The sequence below is a fragment of the Streptomyces sp. NPDC032822 genome, assembly GCF_055578825.1.
On sequence record NZ_JBVIOL010000017.1, the window covers coordinates 58786 to 78704 of the forward strand.

At 72.6% G+C, this 19919-nt stretch carries 18 protein-coding genes; 7 read left to right on the plus strand and 11 right to left on the minus strand.

From position 1 onward, the window contains the following. Positions 1–64 precede the first annotated feature (64 nt). A complete protein-coding gene (locus ACZ5VD_RS34980; RefSeq protein WP_468684566.1) occupies positions 65–973 on the minus strand; it encodes an SMP-30/gluconolactonase/LRE family protein in 909 nt (302 codons plus the stop codon). Between the two features lie 119 nt (positions 974–1092). On the opposite strand from ACZ5VD_RS34980, the gene ACZ5VD_RS34985 reads away from it, so the two are divergent. From ACZ5VD_RS34985 to ACZ5VD_RS34995, 3 genes are all read left to right on the plus strand, one after another. Next, on the plus strand, positions 1093–2271 hold the full coding sequence (locus ACZ5VD_RS34985) for a sensor histidine kinase (RefSeq protein WP_468553872.1): 1179 nt from the start codon (positions 1093–1095) through the stop codon (positions 2269–2271). After that, entirely contained in the window at positions 2268–2936 is a 669-nt protein-coding gene (locus ACZ5VD_RS34990) for a response regulator (protein WP_468553871.1), read from the plus strand. The genes ACZ5VD_RS34985 and ACZ5VD_RS34990 overlap by 4 nt, the downstream gene beginning before the upstream one ends. A gap of 115 nt (positions 2937–3051) precedes the next feature. Continuing rightward, entirely contained in the window at positions 3052–5052 is a 2001-nt protein-coding gene (locus ACZ5VD_RS34995) for an alpha/beta hydrolase (RefSeq protein WP_468684567.1), read from the plus strand. A gap of 64 nt (positions 5053–5116) precedes the next feature. Here the strand turns inward: ACZ5VD_RS34995 and ACZ5VD_RS35000 are convergent, their stop codons facing one another. Both ACZ5VD_RS35000 and ACZ5VD_RS35005 read right to left on the minus strand, forming a co-directional pair. Then, the gene (locus tag ACZ5VD_RS35000) at positions 5117–5410 is read right to left on the minus strand and encodes a hypothetical protein (protein WP_468553869.1); all 294 of its coding nucleotides are present in this window, start codon (positions 5408–5410) and stop codon (positions 5117–5119) included. 101 nt (positions 5411–5511) lie between these two features. Then, positions 5512–6087: a TerD family protein gene (locus ACZ5VD_RS35005; protein WP_468553868.1), complete on the minus strand. Its 576-nt coding sequence runs from the start codon at positions 6085–6087 to the stop codon at positions 5512–5514. Between the two features lie 147 nt (positions 6088–6234). On the opposite strand from ACZ5VD_RS35005, the gene ACZ5VD_RS35010 reads away from it, so the two are divergent. Beyond that, a complete protein-coding gene (locus ACZ5VD_RS35010) occupies positions 6235–6624 on the plus strand; it encodes a BlaI/MecI/CopY family transcriptional regulator (protein ID WP_468553867.1) in 390 nt (129 codons plus the stop codon). Between the two features lie 6 nt (positions 6625–6630). Then, entirely contained in the window at positions 6631–7563 is a 933-nt protein-coding gene (locus ACZ5VD_RS35015; RefSeq protein WP_468684568.1) for a M56 family metallopeptidase, read from the plus strand. A 58-nt stretch (positions 7564–7621) separates the two neighbouring features. Here ACZ5VD_RS35015 and ACZ5VD_RS35020 read toward each other — a convergent pair whose 3' ends face one another. The 3 genes from ACZ5VD_RS35020 to ACZ5VD_RS35030 all read right to left on the minus strand — a co-directional run bounded on the left by ACZ5VD_RS35020 (position 7622) and on the right by ACZ5VD_RS35030 (position 11294). Beyond that, a complete protein-coding gene (locus tag ACZ5VD_RS35020) occupies positions 7622–8641 on the minus strand; it encodes a hemolysin family protein (protein ID WP_468553865.1) in 1020 nt (339 codons plus the stop codon). Further along, positions 8638–9981, minus strand: coding sequence for a hemolysin family protein (locus tag ACZ5VD_RS35025; RefSeq protein WP_468553864.1), 1344 nt, complete (start codon positions 9979–9981; stop codon positions 8638–8640). Before ACZ5VD_RS35025 ends, ACZ5VD_RS35020 begins: the two co-directional genes overlap by 4 nt. A gap of 194 nt (positions 9982–10175) precedes the next feature. Beyond that, entirely contained in the window at positions 10176–11294 is a 1119-nt protein-coding gene (locus ACZ5VD_RS35030) for an acyltransferase family protein (protein ID WP_468553863.1), read from the minus strand. Positions 11295–11506: 212 nt separating this feature from the next. On the opposite strand from ACZ5VD_RS35030, the gene ACZ5VD_RS35035 reads away from it, so the two are divergent. Next, the gene (locus tag ACZ5VD_RS35035) at positions 11507–11629 is read left to right on the plus strand and encodes a hypothetical protein (RefSeq protein WP_468684570.1); all 123 of its coding nucleotides are present in this window, start codon (positions 11507–11509) and stop codon (positions 11627–11629) included. A gap of 243 nt (positions 11630–11872) precedes the next feature. On the opposite strand, the gene ACZ5VD_RS35040 is transcribed toward ACZ5VD_RS35035, so the two are convergent. The 4 genes from ACZ5VD_RS35040 to ACZ5VD_RS35055 are packed head-to-tail and all read right to left on the minus strand — an operon-like array spanning position 11873 to position 17249. Beyond that, positions 11873–12205 carry a glyoxalase superfamily protein gene (locus ACZ5VD_RS35040; protein WP_468553861.1) on the minus strand — a complete coding sequence of 111 codons (333 nt, stop codon included), beginning with the start codon at positions 12203–12205 and terminating at the stop codon, positions 11873–11875. Between the two features lie 51 nt (positions 12206–12256). After that, positions 12257–13252 (minus strand): methylmalonyl Co-A mutase-associated GTPase MeaB, encoded by a 996-nt coding sequence (meaB, locus tag ACZ5VD_RS35045; RefSeq protein WP_468684572.1) that lies wholly within the window; start codon positions 13250–13252, stop codon positions 12257–12259. Positions 13253–13257: 5 nt separating this feature from the next. Beyond that, positions 13258–15432, minus strand: coding sequence for a methylmalonyl-CoA mutase (scpA, locus tag ACZ5VD_RS35050; RefSeq protein WP_468553859.1), 2175 nt, complete (start codon positions 15430–15432; stop codon positions 13258–13260). Then, positions 15432–17249, minus strand: coding sequence for a methylmalonyl-CoA mutase family protein (locus ACZ5VD_RS35055; RefSeq protein WP_468553858.1), 1818 nt, complete (start codon positions 17247–17249; stop codon positions 15432–15434). The genes scpA and ACZ5VD_RS35055 overlap by 1 nt, the downstream gene beginning before the upstream one ends. A 285-nt stretch (positions 17250–17534) precedes the next feature. On the opposite strand from ACZ5VD_RS35055, the gene ACZ5VD_RS35060 reads away from it, so the two are divergent. Beyond that, positions 17535–18263: a DUF1775 domain-containing protein gene (locus tag ACZ5VD_RS35060; RefSeq protein WP_468553857.1), complete on the plus strand. Its 729-nt coding sequence runs from the start codon at positions 17535–17537 to the stop codon at positions 18261–18263. A gap of 34 nt (positions 18264–18297) precedes the next feature. Here ACZ5VD_RS35060 and ACZ5VD_RS35065 read toward each other — a convergent pair whose 3' ends face one another. After that, positions 18298–19689 (minus strand): Tat pathway signal sequence domain protein, encoded by a 1392-nt coding sequence (locus tag ACZ5VD_RS35065; protein WP_468684574.1) that lies wholly within the window; start codon positions 19687–19689, stop codon positions 18298–18300. Positions 19690–19919: the final 230 nt, after the last annotated feature.

Sequence of the window (19919 nt, forward strand, 5' to 3'; positions counted from 1 at the left end):
TTGCTCGTGCGGGATCTCTGTCTCCCCGCACGCTAGCCCCACCCACTGACACCGGCCCCGAAATCTAGACGCGGGGTGCTCCGGTCACCGACATCACCAGCGAGTACAGCGAGGTGGTGGCCGTGATGAACAGCCGGTTGTTCCGCGGCCCGCCGAAGGCGAGGTTGGAGACGGTTTCGGGCACCCGCAGCCGGCCGATCAGGGTGCCGTCGGGGTCGTAGCAGTGCACGCCGTCGTCCAGGGCGGCGGCCCACAGGCGGCCCTCGTCGTCGAAGCGGATGTTGTCGAAGTGGACGTCACCCCGCGCCTCGGCGAAGACCTTCCCGTCGGAGAGGGCGCCGTCCTCGCGGATGTCGAACACCCGGATCCGGGCGGCCCGGGAGTCGGAGACGTACAACCGCCGCTCGTCGGGGGAGAGGACGACCCCGTTGGGTCCCTCGAACCCGTCGGCGGCGAGGTGCACCTCTCCCGTCCGGGGGTCGATCCGGTACACGTTGCACGCGCCGATCTCCGACTCGGCGCGATGCCCCTCGTAGTCGCTGACGATGCCGAAGTCGGGGTCGGAGAACCAGATCGTGCCGTCGGAGCGTACGACGGAGTCGTTCGGACTGTTGAGCCGCCTGCCGGCGTACCGGTCGGCGAGGACGGTCACGGTCCCGTCGGGCTCGGTGCGGGTGACACGCCGGTTGCCCTGCTCGCAGCTGACCAGCCGGCCCTGGCGGTCCAGGGTGTTGCCGTTGCTGTGGCCGGCCGGCGCGCGGAAGACCCCGACGGCGCCGGTGGCCTCGTCCCAGCGCAGGATGCGGTCGTTGGGGATGTCGCTCCAGATCAGCTGGCGCCACGCGGGGACGTACAGCGGGCCCTCGGCCCAGCGACAGCCGTCGTGCAGCACCTCCAGCGCGCTGTCCCCGTTCGCGCAGTGGCCGGTGCGGAAGCGCTCGTCCAGGATCTCGTACAGGCCCTCGGCAGCCATGGCGTCCTCTCGCGGTGATTGATCGGCATGTCCATTCCACCCGGTCGTACCCCGTACTCGCCAGGCGGGTACTCCCGCTGTCGTATGCGCTCGGGCATTCCCGCTCCTACGGTGGTCAGGTGACGATCCTCGACACCCTCGCCGGCCGGCTGCGGGTCCTGTCCCCGGCCGCCGCCGACCTGCTCGTGGTGGTCGTGGTCGGGCTGTTCACCGGGGCGGACGCGGCGGTGAACGAACCGCCCTACCGGCAGGCCGACCAGGTCACCTGGCTGCTGCTCGCCGTCTCGCTGCTCGCCCTGCTGGGGCGGCGCCGCCGCCCGGTGCCGGTCGCCGTGGTCACCGGAGCCGCGTGCGCGGGCTGGGCGCTGCACGGGCACATCGGGGAACTGCTGAACCTGCCGACGATCGTGGCGCTGTACACGGTCGCCGTTCAGGGGGAGCGGAGCCGCACCCTGTGGACCGGGCTCGTCGCCTCCCTCATGTCGGGCGCGGTGGCGCTGTGGGTGGGCCACGACGTGGTGAATCCCCAGGGGCTGCCGGTCCTGGAGATGCTGTGGCCCCTGGTGCCGCTGCTGCTCGGTGAAGTGGTGCGCACAAGAAGGCAGTTGCTCGCCGAGTACGCGGCGAGAGCCATGCGCGCCGAGGAGGACCGGGAGCGGGAGGCGGCGCGCCGGGTACGGGAGGAGCGGGAGCGGATCGCGCGCGAGGTGCACGACATCGTCGCCCACACGGTCACGGCGATGACCGTGCAGGCGGGGCTCGCCCTGGACGCGTTCGACGTACAGCCGGAGACGGCCCGGCGGGCGATGCGACAGGTGCGGGACTCGGGCAAGGAGGCGGTACGGGAGCTGCGGGCCACCGTCACCCTGGTACGTGAGCGGCAGGGCGATCCGGCCGAGCCCGCGCCGGGCCTCGAAGGGCTCGCGGAACTGGTCGGCCGGTTCGCCGGCGGCGGTGTGGAGATAGCGCTCCAGCGCGAGGGAGAACCGGACTCGGTGCCGGCGGTCGTGGGGCTGGCCGCGTACCGGATCGTGCAGGAGTCCCTGACGAACGTCGTCAAGCACTCCGGTGCCCGGCACGCGTCCGTCCGCGTGGCCCGGCAGGACGGCCGGCTGGTGGTGGAGGTCGTCGACGACGGCGCGCCGTCCGCGGTCGGGCCGGGCGGCTTCGGGCTGATCGGCATGCGGGAGCGCGCGGTGGCGGCGGGCGGCCGGATCGATCACGGGCCGGTCCCTGGCGGGGGGTTCCGGGTGCGGGCCGTGCTCCCGGCCGACGACACCCCGGGCGGCCGGCCATGACCGTGCGGGTGGTCCTCGCGGACGACCAGACCGTCGTACGGGCCGGTTTCCGCGCCCTGCTGGACCTGACCGACGACCTGGTCGTGGTCGCGGAGGCGGCCGACGGCCGGCAGGCCGTCGAGGTGGTGCGGCTGACCAGACCCGACGTCGTCCTGATGGACATCCGCATGCCGGGCGTCGACGGCATCGAGGCCACCCGCCGCATCGCCGCCGACCCCGCGCTGAACGGTGTACGCGTGGTCGTCCTCACCACCTACCGGGTCGACTCCTACGTCTTCGAGGCACTGCGGCACGGCGCGGCGGGATTCCTGCTGAAGGACATCGAACCCGACGAGCTGCGGGCGGCGATCCGCACGGTCGCGGCCGGGCAGTCCCTGCTCGCGCCGGCCGTCACCCGCTCGGTGGTGGAGGAGTTCGCCCGGCTGAAGCGGCCCGAGGCGGCGGGCGCGGAGCGGCTGGCGGTGCTCACCGGGCGGGAGCGGGAGGTGATGGCACTGGTCGCGGCTGGGCTGAGCAACGAGGAGATCGGCCGGGAACTGCTCATGAGCCCTCTGACCGCGAAGACCCATGTAAGCCGTGCGATGACCAAGGTGGGCGCGCGGGACCGGGCCCAACTCGTGGTGCTGGCCTACGAGAGCGGGCTGGTCCGGGCCGGGGAACGCTGAGCGACCCGGCGCGGCCGGCCGGCGTGCCGCGTCGAACCCGCCTACTCCCGTGGGAGCAGGCACCGACTCCCCGTGAAGGATGTCCGGATCGTCATGGCTTCCTACCGTCGACGGCATGCTCCGACCACATGACCTCGCCGACGACGGGAGACCCGTCATGCCCTGGAGTTCCGCACGCCTGCGCCTGCTGCTCGTCCTGATCGTCGCCGATCTCCTGTTGCTGACGGGAGTGAGCCGGACGGACGCCGCAGCGATGGCCCCCGCCCCGCACGGCGCCCGGGTCACCGACGAGAGACGGGCGGGCGACCGCCTGGTCGATCTCACGGTCGACTCCCCGGCCCTGGGCCGCAGGGCCGAGGTCCGGCTGCTCACCCCGGACGGCTGGGACGACCGGCGGCCGGGGCAGACCTGGCCGACGCTGTACCTCCTGGTCGGCGGCGACGGCAACCACAAGGCGTGGACCGAGGACTACGACGCCCGACTCAAGGACCTGCGTTCCCTGCGCGAGGTCCTGGTCGTGATGGCTCAGATGCCGCTGTTCGGCTTCTACAGCGACTGGTCCCACCACGGCCGCGGCGGACCGCCCGCCGTGGAGACCTTCCACCTGAAGGAGGTGGTCCCCCTCCTGGAACGCCACTACGGCGCGGGCAGCCGGCGCGTGGCCGCGGGGGAGTCGCAGGGCGGGTTCGGGGCGCTCTCGTACGCCGGGCGCCACCCCGGGCTGTTCCGGGCGGTGGCGAGCTACAGCGGATTCGTGCACCCGAGCCGGCACCCGCACGCCGTCCGTGCCGCGATGACGTACCTCGGCCTGGACTGGAAGGCCCTGTGGGGCGACCCGGTCACCACGCGCGCCAACTGGCGGGCCCACGACCCCTATTACCTGGCCGAGCGACTGCGCACCACACCCGTCTACCTCGCGAGCGGCGACGGCACGGCAGGCGCCCTCGATCCGCCGGGCACCCCACCGGACGTGGAGGTCCCCGGTCTGGAGGACCCCGCCGATCCGTTCCCGCAAGAGGTGATCTCCCCGACCGAGACGCTCATGCAACGCGAGTCGAGGGCCGTGGCCGCCCGGCTGACCGCGCTCGGAGCGCCGGTGACGACGCACTTCTACGCGGGCACGCACGCCCCGCCGTACTGGGCACGGGAGTTCCACCGCTCGCTGCCGATGCTGCTGAACGCCCTGCGCGGGAGCGGCGGCCCCGACGACGACCGACCCCGGATCGTGGGGGAGGAGCGGGTCGGCCCACGCCAGGTCGATCTCACCGTGGCCTCCCCGGCACTGGGCGGCACCGCCAAGGTGCGGCTGCTCACCCCGGACGGCTGGGAACGTAGGCGACCCGGTCGGACCTGGCCCGTTCTCTACCTCCTGCACGGCGGCTTCGAGCCGGAGACGTACCGGACCTGGATCCGCGAGTCCGACATCGAGGAACTGCCGCAGCTGCGGGACGTCCTGGTCGTCATGCCCGAGGGCGGCCGGATCGGCTTCTACAGCAACTGGTGGAACCACGGCACGGGCGGCCCGCCCGCCTGGGAGACCTTCCACCTGGACGAACTGCGCCCGCTGCTCGAACGCGGCTACGGCGCCGGGACCCGCCGCGCGGTGGCCGGGCTGTCGATGGGCGGCTTCGGCGCGGTCTCCTACGCCGCCCGCCGCCCCGGCCTCTTCGGCGCCGCCGCGAGCTTCAGCGGACCCGTCCACCTCCTCCACCCGCGGATGCGCGACGTCTGGCCACTGATGGAGGAGGCGAACGGCGGTGACCTGGACGCCCTCTGGGGCGACCGGAACGCCCAGCGCGCCCGGTGGCAGGCCCATGACCCGTACCACCTGGCCGAAGGCCTGCGCCACACCCCGGTCTTCCTCTCCACGGGGAACGGCACCCCGGGACCCCTCGACCCGCCGGGCAGCGCACACGACCCCTCGGAAGCCGTCATCCACGACCTGACACGGTCCCTGGACACCCGGCTGCGGAGCCTCGGCGTTCCGGTGACCGGCCACTACCACTGCGGCACCCACCATCCGGCCTACGGCGAACGGGAGTTGCACCACTGGCTCCCGCTGCTGCTGCGGGCGCTCGCACCGGACCCGCCCGGACCGGCGGCCCCCGGCACCTGACGGGTGCGCGACCGGGCGGGATCCACCGCCATCGGTGGGACGGCGGGCCCCGCCCGGCGCCGGTTCAGCCGCGTCCGCTCCAGCCGGGCGGACCCGCGGAGCCGCCCCGTCTGCGCTTCACGGAGCCCAGCGCGGCCAGGGCGCTGACGGCGGCGACGACCGCGAGGGTCCAGCCGGCGGCGATCAGCGAGCCGGGCAGCGTCCCGCGCACAGCGGCCAGCCGGAGCAGATGGCCGAGCACCAGCAGGGCCGCGGCGGACACCGCGGCCAGGAGCGGCGTGAGCACCGCGAGAGCCGGCAGCAGGCCGGTCGCGGAGCCCGCCCGGTCTTCTGGACGAAGGTCGGACGTGTCGGTCATGCGGCCTCCTGACGGCGAGGTGGGCGGTGCCGGATCCGGCGTGGGGCGAGGACCGGCCGGGCCGGCCGCCCAGGGAGCGGGACCGGGCCGGTGCGCGGGCGTCAGACCTGCACGCCGAAGTCGGCGGCGATTCCGGCCAGGCCGGAAGCGTAGCCCTGTCCGACGGCCCGGAACTTCCATTCGGCGCCATTGCGGTACAGCTCACCGAAGACCATGGCTGTCTCCGTGGAGGCGTCCTCGGAGAGGTCGTAGCGGGCGATCTCCGTGCCGCCCGCCTGGTTGACGACGCGGATGAACGCGTTGCGGACCTGGCCGAAGCTCTGACCGCGGTTCTCGGCGTCGTGGATGGAGACCGGGAAGGCGATCCTGTCGACCTCGGCGGGCACACCCGCGAGGTTCACCTTGACGCTCTCGTCGTCCCCCTCGCCCTCGCCGGTGAGGTTGTCACCGGTGTGCTCGACCGAACCGTCAGGGCTCTTCAGGTTGTTGTAGAAGACGAAGTGCTGGTCGGAGAGCACCTTGCCGGAGGTGTCGAGCAGCAGTGCGGAGGCGTCGAGGTCGTAGTCGGTGCCGGTGGTCGTGCGGACGTCCCAGCCGAGGCCGATCAGCACGGCCGTAAGCCCCGGCGCCTCCTTGCTCAGCGAGACGTTGCCGCCCTTGGACAGGGAAACTCCCACGATGAAACTCCTTCTCGGTACGTCGGGATGAGCCCCGGAGGACCCGGAATTAAAATCTACAACACTGTAGAAGAAAGGGTGGGGCTGAGGTGTCCGGCGATACGATGGACCGGCCGTGAAAGCGGAGCAGGCCGAAGGGAGCCAGGCGTGACGGACGGGCGGCAGCGTTCCCGGCGGCGGGGGCAGGGCGAACTGGAAGTGCTCGTGCTGACCGCACTGCGCGAGGCGGACGGCCCGGCGAGCGCGGGATGGGTACAGGAACGCCTCGGCGAAGACCTCGCCTACACGACCGTGATCACGATCCTCACCCGGCTGTTGGCCAAGGGTGCGGTGACCCGCGAACGCGCCGGCCGCTCCTTCGCCTGGACCCCCGCCTCGGACCAGGCCGGCCTGGCCGCCCACAAGATGCGCAAGGTGCTCGACGGTCAGAGCGACCGTGAGGCGGTGCTCGCCAGCTTCGTCACCTCCCTGGCCCCGGACGACGAGCGGCTGCTGCGGGGACTGCTGGACCACGCGAGGGGCGAGGGGGAGGGCTGAGGCCTCATGGGGGTGTTCGTCTTTCTTCCCCTGGTCCTGCCGCTCACGGCGTGGCCGATCGCGCGCCTGGCCGAGCAACGACTGCATCCACGGACCGGGACCCGGCTGCTCACCGGGGTGGCCGTGGTCATGGCGGTGTGCAGCACGGTGTGCCTGGGACTGCTCATGGTGGTCGGCACCGCACAGCTGCCCGGCAACCCGCTGCCCGACGGCTGGTCGGACCCCGAAGTGCGTGCGGCCCTGCCGTACGACGAGGTCGCCGGGAAGGTGGCCATCCCCGCCCTGCTCGCCGTCCTGCTGGCCGGGGGCCGCACCTGGTGGCGGCACGGCAGGATCCGCCGCCGTGCCCACCGCGCCCTGGCCGGACTGCCGGGCACCGGGGTCGCGGTGCTTCCCGACGAGGTGCCGTACGCCTACGCCCTCCCCGGGCGGCGACAGGCCCGGGTGGTCGTCTCCACCGGCCTGCTCTCCCGCCTCGAACCGGCCGAGCGGCGCGCCCTGTTCGCCCACGAGCGCGCCCATCTCGCCGCCCGGCATCACCGGTTCCTGCTCGCCGTCCAACTGGCGGCGCGCGCCAACCCGTTCCTGCGTCCGCTGCGGACCGCCGTGTCCTACACCGTGGAACGCTGGGCGGACGAGGAGGCGGCGCGGACGGTCGGCAGCCGCCGGGACGTGGCGCGCGCGATCGGCACGGCGGCCCTGGTCTCCCGAGGCACCCCGGCACCCACGCTCGCGGGACTCGCCGCGCCGGGCCCGGTGCCGCGCCGGGTCGCCGCCCTGCTCGGCCCCGCCCCCGCGCCGCGCAGCTGGCCCCCGGTGTTCACCTCGGTCGGCCTGGCCGCCTGGGGCGCGGCGGCCGGGACCGCGGTCTCCGCGCTGTCGTCAGCCAACTCCGCGGTGACGATGCTCCTCGTCCTGCACGCGGCGACACCCCTCTGAGGTCCCGCCGTCTTCGCCCCGGCGCTCTCTCGTGCCGCGGACCAGACGACGTCGGGTTTCAGGCCGCCTGCGGCTGCAGATAGCGGGCCAGCAGGTCGTCCAGGCTCACCATGCCGGTCAGGCGACCGGACTCGTCGCGGACCACCGCGAGCGTGGCGCGGCGCCGCCGCAGCAGGTCGATCGCGTCCGCCACCGTGGTCTCCTCACCCACCTCCGGCACCGGCCGGGCCAGCGCGCGGGCCGTCACGGTCCGGCCCTGGGCGCGCGCGACCAGGGCGTCACGGGCGTGCACGGAGCCAAGGACGCTCTCCCGCTCCCGGACGAGCAGCCGCGTGCGGTCGCTGTCGGCGGCCACCCGCAGGATGTCGTCGATGCCGGCGCCGCCGTCGACCGAGGTGATGTCCGCGGCCGGGATCCGAAGCTCGCGCACCGGCGTCTCGGGCTCGGTGAGCGAGCGGGTGAGCAGCTCCGAGTCGGTCTCGCTGATCAGACCCAGCCGCTGCGACTCCTCGACGAGGTGCGTCAGCTGTTCCCGGTTGTGGACCGAGGCCAGTTCGTCGCGCGGACTGACCCGGCACAGCCGTACCAGGGCGTTGCTGATCCGGTTGAGCACCGAGATCAGCGGGCGGACCACCTTCACCACACCCCGGAAGGGCGGGGAGAGGAGCATCGCGGAGCGCTCCGGATGGGCGATGGCCCACGACTTCGGAGCCATCTCGCCGACCACCATGTGCAGGAACACCACCACGATCATCGCGACGGCGAACGCGACGCCGTAGCTCAGCGCGCTGGGCAGGCCCCAGGAGTGCAGCAGCGGGTCCAGTTCGTGCGAGATCGCCGGCTTGGAGAGCGAGCCCAGGCCCAACGTGCACACGGTGATGCCGAGTTGGGCGCCGGCCAGCATCAGGGACAGTTCGCGCATGCCGGCCAGCGCGGCCTTGGCTCCGCGCTGCCCCTGGGCCGCCGCCTTCTCCATGCGGTGCCGCTTGGCGGCGACCAGCGCGAACTCGGCGGCGACGAAGAAACCGCTGCCGATCAGCAGCAGCACGGTGACGAACAGCGCCATCGGGAAGCTCATGCCCGCTCCTCCTCACGGTCCGCCGAGGGCAGCCGCTCCAGCCGCACCCGTTCCGGCACGTGCCGGTCCAGGGTCCGTACGTCGATCAGGACGCGCCCGCCGTCGGGCAGCTCGACCGTGAGCCGGTCCGCGACGGCGGGGAAGCGGCCCAGGCGGTCCACGATCAGGCCGGCCACGGTGTCGAAGTCCTCCTCCTCGGGCAGTTCGACACCGGTGGCCTCGGCGACCTCGTCCAGGCGTCGTCCGGCGTCCACCAGCCAGCCCTGTCCGTCGGCGACGGCGAGTTCGGTGACGGTGTCCGACTCGTCGGCGATGTCACCGACCAGCTCCTCGGCGATGTCCTCGTAGGTGACGATGCCCGCCACCCCGCCGTGCTCGTCCAGCACCACCGCGAACTCGTCGTCCCTCTCCCGCATCTGCACGACGGCTTCCGGCAGGGGCAGGGTGGCGGGGAGCAGCAGCGGACGCCGGGCGAGGGCACCGGCGGTCGAGCCGGTGAACTCCGCCGCGGGCAGCCGCATCAGCTCGCGCACCCCCAGCACACCGGTGATGTCGTCGGGATGGTCGCCGAGGACCGGGTAGGTGGAGTGGCCGTGCTTGCCGATCAGGTCGACGGCCTCGGCGGCGGAGGCGTCCCTGCGGACGAAGACGGAGTCCGCGCGCGGCACCATCACCTCGCCCAGCGTCCGTTCGGAGAACTCCAGGGCGTGGTCCAGCAGGGCGGCGGTGTCCTTGGGCAGTTCCCCCTGCTCGTGGGACTCGCCGATCAGGTGGCCGAGTTCCTCCAGGGTGGCGCCGTGGTGCAGTTCCTCGACGGGCTCGATGCCCATGGTGCGCAGCAGCCGGTTGGCCGCCCCGTCGAAGACCCGCACCAGCGGGCCGACCACCTTCAGATACGCCAGCGTGGAAGGGGCCAACGACTTCGCGAGCCGCTCCGGGACGGCGATGGCGAGGTTCTTCGGCGCCAGCTCGCCCAGCACCATCTGCACCACCGTGGCCGCCACGAAGGCCAGCGTGACGGAGATGCCGCCGACCGCCGCGTCCGGCAGGCCGAGGCCGGACAGGGCGGGCTTGAGCAGCGCGGACACGGACGGCTCGGCGATGAAGCCGACGACCAGTCCGGTCACGGTGATGCCGAGCTGGGCGCCGGACAGCATGAACGACAGCCGCTCCAGTACCTTCAGCGCCCGGGCGGCTCTCTTGTCCCCGGCCGCGGCCTCGCGGGCCAGGGCGAGCCGGTCGGCGGAGACGTACGCGAACTCCTGGGCGACGAAGTAGCCGGTGCCCGCTGTCAGGACGAAGACGGACAGCAGGCCCAGCAGGGCGCTCACGGCACTCATCCGCCACCACCCCGCCGTGTGCCGGAGCCAGGAAAGACCTGGCGGGATGGTCGGGGACTGTGCCCCGAGGGGTCCGTCGATCTGGCGGACAAGCTCGGCACTCCTTCACGCAACAGTGGAATCAGGTAAACGATTCTGGCCATACTCCGGTTCCCGGCGCCTGCGGGAACCTCACCTGATCTCCCCGCCCCGTCTCACCGGTGCGTGACGGCACGGCCCTGGAGGCCGCCGGCCGCCGTGTCCTGCCGGAACGCCCACGCCATCCTCGGCTCCATCACACAGCGGAAGGCCCGGCGGACGGGCGCCGTGCACAGCGCGGTGACGACCACGCCCGCGATGAGGGTGACCGTGACCTCGCCGAGCGGCCGATGGGTCCAGTCGAGGCGCGACCAGTGCCAGTGGTTGGCGGCCTGGACGACGAACCCGTGCAGCAGATAGCCGTACAGCGTGCCCGCGCCGAGCGCCGTGAACCAGGTCCGGCGCCCGGGCACCCAGGCCAGGAAGCAGGCCACCAGGGTCAGCGAGCAGCCGAAGAGGGCCAGCGTCATGAGGGGTCCGTACCACGCGGGCACGCCCATCTCCTCGGCGCTGGCGCGGTGGAAGAACCAGGCGTAGTCCATCCGCGGGACGGCCCAGTAGGCGAGCGCGAGCGCGGCCGCGAGGACCGGCACCGCCATCACCCGGGCCCTGCGGCGCCGCACCAGCCGGAAGTGCTCCGGCCGCAGGCACAGGCCGAGCACGAAGTAGGGCAGGAACTGCAGGGTGCGTTGCAGGTCGAGGTCGGGGCCGATGGACGGCGACAGTGTCGCGAGCGCCGCGACGGCGAGGGCGATCGGCAGCGGATGGCGCACGGCCCGCCAGATGGGGGTGGTCAGCCGCCAGATGAACAGGGCGGCCAGGAACCAGGTCAGATAGAGGGGGTCGAGCAGCGTGACCTGGCGGTCCGGAACGTTGTCGGTCCACCGGGTGAAGAAGGTGTACGCCGTCTCGAACACGACATAGGGGACGACCACACCGGTGATCAGCCGCTTGATCTTCTCCGGGGTCGCGTCGAAACCGCGCGAGAAGTAGCCGGAGATGATGATGAACGCCGGCATGTGCAGGGCGTAGACGACCGTGTAGAGCGCGGTGACGGCACGGCTGTCGGCGCGCAGCGGTTCCCAGGCGTGACCCATCGCGACCAGCACGATCGCCAGGTACTTGGCGTTGTCGAAGAAGGAGTCGCGCTGCTTGGCCCGCGCGGGTGCGGCCCGGGGGGTCGGTATCGACCCGAGGGTCGTGCGGCTGTCGGTTGCCGTCGCGTTGTCGCTCACCACACCCCCTGCGCTTGATGGGGGGAACGCGTACGGGCGAATACGCGTCTTACGGGAGGGGCGCATGAGGCGATCGACCAAGACATCCCAAGCGCCTCACCACTTCCGCGCGGCGTAAACCCCCTCCGGGCAAAGTCGTTGTACGGCTCACCTATGCGGTTCGGTGGTGTGGATCGCAGGGTCTGCGTCGAGTGAGGCCGGGGCGATGTCCGTTGCCGCGCAGGACGGCGGCTGAGGCGGGCCAGAGCTCGATCGGCACGGTCCGTTCCCGGGTGGCCCGCGTCCGCGCCACCCGGGTGGACCTGCTGGACGAGCCGGACGCCCTCGCGGCCTGAGCGACGAGGGCCCGTGGAAGGGGAACCGGGGCAGCGCGCGGATCCCCCACGCGCGCTGCCCCGGTCGGTGCCCGGCGCGATCGAAGAACCCGGACCAGCACCGAGACGCCTACTTTAAGCTGTTGCGACGAATGTGCAATAAGGGGCGGGTGTTCGGATGCGCCAGCCGCCAGCCGCCAGCCGCTCGCGGGCCGAAGGGCTCCCGTCCTGTGTGGCGCGAACAGGCATGGGGCGGTGGACGTGTCACTCGGTGGGTGTGCCGACGCGGAGCCGGTTGCCGTCGGGATCGCGCAGCTCGACCTCGCGGGCCCAGGGCGCCTGTTCGACCGGCACACCGAACTCGGCGGCGACCGCCTCGATGTCGGCGACCCGCAGATAGACCAGCGTGTCCGGCCGCGCGTCCCCGGTGTGCTCCGAGAGGAACAGCCGCATCCGCCCGCGCGCGACCTCGACGAAGGCCGGCAGCCCCGGCTCGAAGCGGTGTTCCCACTGCTGGACGAAGCCCAGACGCGCGTACCAGTGGGCGGCTGCGGCGGCGTCGGCCACCCGCAGGATCGGGATGACTTCTTCGTCCATGAGGTCATGTTCGCAGATGTGGACGCCCGCCAGGGGGAGACGGCCGGGCGCTCAGCCTTCCTCGATGCCGGGCCCCTCGAACGCCCCGAGAATGCGTTCGGCGGCCCGGGTGGCCGTCAACTCGCCGTCCCTGACCTGCCGTTCGAGTTCCGGTGCCAGGGACCGCACGCCCGGATGGGTGTGCAGCCGCCCCAGCAGTTCGTCGCGGACCATCGACCACGTCCAGTCGACCTGCTGGTCACGGCGTTTGGCGGCGAGCCGCCCCGTCGAGTCCAGCAGGGTGCGGTGCTGTTCGAGACGCTCCCACACCGTGTCCAGGCCCGCCGACTCCCGTGCGCTGCAGCTCAGCACGGGCGGTGTCCAGGCCGCGTCCTTGCCGTGCATGAGCCGCAGGGCGCCGGCCAACTCCCGGGCCGCCGCGCGGGCGTCGCGCTCGTGCGGGCCGTCCGCCTTGTTGACGGCGATCACGTCGGCCAGTTCCAGGACGCCCTTCTTGATGCCCTGCAACTGGTCGCCGGTGCGGGCCAGCGTGAGCAGCAGGAAGGAGTCGACCATGTTCGCGACCGCGGTCTCCGACTGGCCCACCCCGACCGTCTCCACCAGCACCACGTCGTAGCCCGCCGCCTCCATCACCACGATCGACTCGCGGGTCGCCTTGGCCACCCCGCCGAGGGTGCCCGAGGTGGGGGAGGGGCGGACGAAGGCGGCCGGGTCCACGGCGAGCCGTTCCATCCGCGTCTTGTCGCCCAGGATCGAGCCTCCGGTGCGGCTGGAGGACGGGTCGACGGCGAGTACGGCCACCCGGTACCCCTGCGCGGTCAGCAGTGTGCCGAACGCGTCGATGAAGGTCGACTTGCCGACGCCGGGCACCCCGCTGATCCCGATCCTGCGGGCCTTTCCGCTGTGCGGCAGCAGCGCGGTCAGCAGCTCCTGCGCCAGCGCCCGGTGCCCGGGCCGGGTGGACTCGACGAGGGTGATGGCGCGCGCGACGACCGCCCGCTTCCCGTCGAGAACACCCTTCGTATAGGTGTCGAGGTCGATCGCCATGGGCTTCAGAGGTCGTGCCCGAGGGCGTCGGACAGGCGCTCGACCAAATCGTGGGCCGCGTCCGGGATGACCGTGCCGGGCGGGAAGACGGCCGCCGCGCCCATCTCCAGGAGGGTCGGCACGTCCTGCGGGGGGATGACTCCGCCGACCACGATCATGATGTCCTCGCGCCCCTCCTCGGCGAGCTGCTCCTTCAACGCCGGTACAAGGGTGAGGTGTCCGGCCGCCAGCGACGACACCCCCACGATGTGCACGTCCGCCTCGACGGCCTGCCGGGCCACCTCGCCCGGGGTCTGGAACAGCGGGCCGACGTCCACGTCGAAGCCGAGGTCGGCGAAGGCCGTGGCGATCACCTTCTGGCCGCGGTCGTGGCCGTCCTGGCCCATCTTGGCGACCAGGATGCGCGGGCGGCGCCCCTCGGCCTCCTCGAAGGCGTCCACGAGGGCGCGGGTGCGGTCCACGGAGGGGGACTCGCCTGCTTCGTTGCGGTACACACCGGAGATCGTACGGATCTGGCCGGCGTGCCTGCCGTACACCTTCTCCAGGGCGTCGGAGATCTCGCCGACGGTCGCCTTCGCGCGTGCCGCGTTCACCGCCAGCTCCAGCAGATTGCCCTCGCCCCCGGCGGCCCGCGTCAGCGCGTCCAGCGAGTCCTGGCAGGCCCGTTCGTCGCGCTCGGCGCGCAGCCGCCGCAGCTTCTCGATCTGCTGGGTGCGTACGGAGGAGTTGTCGACCTTGAGGACGTCGATCGCCTCGTCGGTCTCGACCCGGTACTTGTTCACCCCGATCACCGGCTGGCGTCCGGAGTCGATACGGGCCTGGGTGCGGGCCGCCGCCTCCTCGATGCGCAGCTTGGGGATGCCCGCGTCGATGGCCTTGGCCATGCCGCCCGCGGCCTCGACCTCCTCGATGTGCTGCCAGGCCCGGCGCGCGAGGTCGTACGTCAGCTTCTCCACGTAGGCGCTGCCGCCCCACGGGTCGATCACCCGGGTCGTGCCGGACTCCTGCTGGATCAGCAGCTGGGTGTTGCGGGCGATGCGCGCGGAGAAGTCGGTGGGCAGGGCGAGCGCCTCGTCCAGGGCGTTGGTGTGCAGCGACTGGGTGTGGCCCTGTGTCGCCGCCATCGCCTCCACACAGGTACGCGTGACGTTGTTGAAGACGTCCTGCGCGGTCAGCGACCAGCCCGAGGTCTGTGAATGGGTGCGCAGGGAGAGGGACTTGGCGTTCTGCGGGTCGAACTGCCTGACCAGCTTGGCCCAGAGCAGGCGGGCCGCCCGCAACTTGGCGACCTCCATGAAGAAGTTCATGCCGATCGCCCAGAAGAAGGACAGCCGGGGCGCGAACGCGTCCACGTCCATCCCCGCCTCCCGGCCCGCCCGGATGTACTCCACCCCGTCGGCCAGCGTGTACGCCAGCTCCAGGTCGGCCGTCGCACCCGCCTCCTGGATGTGGTAGCCGGAGATGGAGATGGAGTTGTAGCGGGGCATCCGCTGCGAGGTGTAGGCGAAGATGTCGGAGATGATCCGCATCGACGGCTTCGGCGGATAGATGTAGGTGTTGCGGACCATGAACTCCTTGAGGATGTCGTTCTGAATGGTCCCTGCCAGCTTCTCCGCCGGCACGCCCTGCTCCTCGGCCGCCACGATGTACAGGGCGAGCACGGGCAGCACCGCGCCGTTCATCGTCATCGACACCGTCATCTTGTCCAGCGGGATCCCGTCGAACAGCTGCCGCATGTCGTAGATCGAGTCGATCGCGACGCCCGCCATGCCGACGTCACCGGTGACCCGCGGATGGTCGCTGTCGTAGCCGCGGTGGGTGGGCAGGTCGAAGGCGACGGACAGGCCCTTCTGGCCGGCCGCCAGGTTGCGCCGGTAGAAGGCGTTGGACTCCTCGGCCGTGGAGAAGCCCGCGTACTGGCGGATCGTCCAGGGCTGGTTGACGTACATCGTCGGGTACGGGCCGCGCAGGTACGGGGCGACGCCCGGGTAGGTGCCCAGGAAGTCCAGGCCCTCCAGGTCCTGCCCGGTGTACAGCGGCTTGACCGGGATGCCCTCCGGGGTCTCCCAGAGCAGGTCGTCCCCGCCGGCCGCCTTCTTCACGGCCGCGCGCCACTCGTCGGCGCCCCCGTCCGCGGCCGGGCTCCCCAGCTCGATCTCGGAGAAGTCGGGGATTCCCATCAGGACGCTCCCATGCGGTCGAGGGTGGCGGAGAGTACGGCGACGGCGTCGCAGCCCGCGAAGACGTACGCGTCCACTCCGGAGTACTGCCCGGGCCGGCCGGCGAGGAACACCTGCGAGGCGCCCGCCGCCCTCAGTGTCGCCGCCACCTCGGCCGCCTGCTCCTCGTAGAGCGCGTCACTGGAGCAGAGACAGACCTCGGTGGCACCGCTCTCCTCGAACGTGCCCTCGGTGACCGGCTCGATGCCGCCCGCCTGGAAGAGGTTGGAGGCGAAGGTCGCGCGCGCGGTGTGGGCGGCGGCCGGGCCGATGGTGGCCAGGAAGACCCGGGGGCGGGACCCGGTCGCGGCGAGATGGGCGTCGGAGCGGGCCCGCAGTGCCTCGAACCCCTCGTCGCGGCGCACCCGCGGCAGGCCGCCCGAGGGCGGCTCGTACATGCCCGTCCGCACGACCGGCTTCTCGGCCAGGTGCGGGAACTCGCTGACGCCCGTGATGGGTTCCCGCCGTTTGGCGAGCCTGCCGCTGCGGGCCTGCCAGGTGTCGGCCAGGTCCTGGCCGAGGCGTCCCGACCGCAGGGCGGCGGCCTGCCCGCCCGCGCTCTCGATCGACTGGAAGAAATCCCAGCCGGCGTGGGCGAGTTCGTCGGTGAGCCGCTCCACGTACCAGGAGCCGCCGGCCGGGTCGACGACCCGTGACAGGTGCGACTCCTCGATGAGGATCGTCGAGGTGTTCCGGGCGATGCGCCGCGCGAACGCGTCCGGCAGGCCGAGCGCGTGGTCGAAGGGCAGCACGGTCACGGAGTCCGCTCCGCCCGCCCCCGCGGCGAGCGTGGCGATGGTCGCGCGCAGCATGTTCACCCACGGGTCACGACGCGTCATCATGACCGGCGAGGTCACGACGTGCTGGAACTGCGCGCCCGCCGCCGGAGCACCGCAGACCTCCGCCACCCGGGCCCACAGCCTGCGCGCGGCCCGCAGCTTGGCGATCGTCAGGAACTGGTCGGCGGTCGCCGCGTACCGGAACTCCAGCTGCGCGCACGCCTGCGCGACGCTCAGCCCGGCCTCGGTCAGCCCGCGCAGGTAGGCGACGCCGGTCGCCAGCGAGCAGCCCAGTTCCTGGGCGGCCGAGCCGCCGGCCTCGTGGAAGGGCAGCGCGTCCACGGTCAGCGCCCGCAGCCCCGGATACTCCTGTGCGCACAGCCGCGCGAGCGGGACCACCGCCGCGAGGTCGCCCGGCTGCCCGGTGCGGGCCTCGTGGCCGAGCGGATCCGCGCCGAGGTTTCCGCGCGCCGCCTCCTTGGCGACGCCCCGCGCCTCATAGAGGGCCAGCAGCGCGCGAGCGGCGGGCTCCACGTCACGACCGGCGTCCAGGACGACGGGCGCCAGGTCGAGAAGGACGCCGTCGAGGACCCGGCCGAGGGACGACACCGGGATGGCGCCCTCGCCGACGGCCAGCCACAGCGAGGTGACGCCGTTCTCCAGGTCGGCGAGGACCGCGTCGCCGTCGGCGGCCGTGTGCCGCTGTCGTACGTCCCAGCCGCCGACGGTGTTGCCCTCGGCCCGGCCTCCTCGTACGAAGGGGGCGAACCCGGGAAAACCCGAGAGACCCGACTCGGGCGCGGCGTCGCGCGCGGTGTACAGAGGGCGGGTGCGCAGCCCGTCCTCCAGTGCGGTGGACAGGGCTTCTTCGGCGTGAGCGTCCTCGACGTCCTTGCCCGACCTGCGCAGGACACCCGCCACAAGGCGTTGCCACTGCTCATGGGTCACGTCAGGGAACTCGCCGGCCAGCTCAAGCCCGTCGTCAGGCAGGACCGTCATGCTCGGATGCTAGGACAGAGCCGCAAAGGAGCAGCAGAGGGCGCGCATGTGATCTTGCCCTCGCCGTGATGGCGGCGCACGTCACACCAGGGCGCGAACGGGGTTTCAGGGGGCGCGCACGCCCCGACGCGCACCCGCTCCCGTACATCCCGGGCACCGCCGTTGAACCCGGCGGGCCTTCCCGTCGTACAGGGTGTGGCACGGCCCCGACTGTCCCGGCCTGGCCGCAGGACCTGCCCTGCGCTTCAATGCAGCCGCCACCCCATCGGCACGAGGGAGTTCACAGTGCATCGCCCGACCCTGGCACGCAGACTGCGCCGCTCCGGCGCCCTGACCGCGGGCGCGCTCGCGCTCGCCCTCGCCACCGCGGGGCCCGCCGCCGCGCACACGGAGGTCGAGGCGGAGGGCGCCCGGGCCCTCGACCAGAACGTCGCGCTCACCTTCAGCGCCGAATCGGAGTCCGGCTCGGCGGGCATCACCAAGCTGGAGGTGATCCTGCCCAAGGGCATCACCCCCGCCGACATCACCTACAAGGAGGGCCCGGACGGCTGGGACTTCGCCGCCACCTCCCGGGGCTACACGGTCTCGGGGCCGAAACTGCCCGTGGGCGAGGACGCCGAACACGTCGTCGCCGTACGCCAGCTGCCCGATGCCGAGACCGTCGTCTTCAAGACCCTGCAGTCCTACAGCGACGGCAAGGTCGACCGCTGGATCGAGCTGAACGACACCGGCGGGGACGGCCACGGACACGGCCACCCCGCACCCCGCCTGGACCTGGAGCCCGCCGCGGCCGGCGCGAAGCTCGTGAGCCCCAGCCCCAGCGAGGAAGCCACCACGGCCGCCCCCTCGCCCGAATCGGCGCAGGCGCAGGCGGAGTCGTCCCAGCCGGTCGCGGACAGTTCGGAAGGCGACGACGGGGTGCCCCTCGCCGTACCGCTGGGCGTGGGCGCGGTCCTCGTCGTGGCCGGAGCCGGGGCCTGGTGGCTGCGGAGCCGGCGCGGCGGATCGGCCTGAGCCGCCGCGTCCGTCCCCGGAGCCGCCGTGCCGGTCAGGCCCGCAGCGGGTTGGTGCGGGTCGCCGCCAGCAGGTACCAGGCGGTGGCTCCGGTGTGCCGGTACGGGTAGTAGCCGAACCCGAAACCGGTGTCGAGCGGGCTGCTCGCCGACACGACGCCGGAGCGCCCGGGCACCGCTGAGCCCCCGATGGTCTGGCCGCCGCCGAGGAGGTCCTGGGCCCGCTCGACGGAGGCGATCAGGCGCCGGGCGCGTGCCCCGTCCCCGGCGGCCTGCCGCTCGCGCAGGGCCAGCGCGAGGTGGGCGGTGCCCTCGAACCACACGCCGTTGCGGTCGGGCTTCGGCTGGCCGGCCGCGATCGGGGCGTCCTCGTTCGCCACGAGACTGGCCGAGCTGAAGGTGACCCCTTCGTAGGACTGGCCCGCGGGGACGGTGCTGTTGGGCCGGGCGGCCGTGTCCAGGACGGCCAGTTCGGCCCTCGCCCAGTCCAGCGACCTGGCATGGGCGCGGGAGCCGAGGGCGAGGTGGGTCCAGGTCTGGGTGTCCTCCGGAACGGGTGACGTGTTGATCGTCACGCCGTCGTTGGTGCCGGTGTAGAAGAAGCCCGCGGACGGCTCCCACATCTTCCGGACGAAGGCCTCGGCCCGCGCGCGCCGCTCCCGCCACACCCGGTCGCCGGTGAGCCGGGCCAACTGCCCGAACAGGGCGACCAGGTCGGTGTTGTGCTCGGTCGAGGTGAACGGCAGCCGCTGGTCGGCCCCGTCGACCCCGAACTTGTAGCCGCCGAGCGGCTCGTCGGTACGGCCGACCCTCTCGATCCACTCCCCGATCCGCACGGCGCCGGTGAGGAAGCGCCGCTGTCCGGTCCGGCGGGCGAGGGCGGCGAGCGCGATGCCGGCCCACGCCATGTCGCCCACGGCGGTGCCGGTGAAGCCGAACTGGGTGCCGACGTTGGCCGTGCCGTCCGCCCGCACGAAGCCGTCCGGCTGCGGTGAACCGTCGTAGAAGGTGTACGGCCCGACGTTGTAGGCCTGGCGCAGCCTCCCGTCGTCGTGGACCGGGTCATGGGCCTGGGCGTAGAGGAGCGCGTCGCCGAGGGCCACGGCCCGGGAGCGGCCCTCGGCGGTGGGGGCGGCGAGGCCGGCCAGGACCGCGAGGGCGTTGTCGTAGGTGAAGGCCGTACTGAACAGACCGGCCTGGTCGGTGTAGCTCTGGGCGAGACGGACGGTGCCGTGGTCCGGATAGGCGTCCATGGCCGCGGCGAGGAAGCCGTACGCCCGGCGCTGCGCGGAGCCCCTGCCCGCGGCGGTGCTCTCCGCGGCCCGGGCCGCGCCGCCGCCGGCCGCGGTGAAGGCCGCGACGCCGGCTCCGAGTCCGGTTCCGATGAGCGCCCGGCGGCTGGGTCCCGGAACTTGGCTGCCGGTCATGGGTCTCCTCGAAACATCTCGTCGGACGCGATGGCGGGACTGGGGGCACGAGAGGGCTGAGAGCGCTCTCAAGCGTGCGCGCTCATTGTGCTGTCGTGTCGGAGTCCGGTCAACGCCTGTGCCGGGCGCGTCAATTGTGCCGCGCGGGTCGAGACCGGGCCCCGGAGCGCCGCGCAGGTGATCGACGCAGGGGCGAGCGCCGGTTCCTGGGAACCGTCACTCACCGGCAC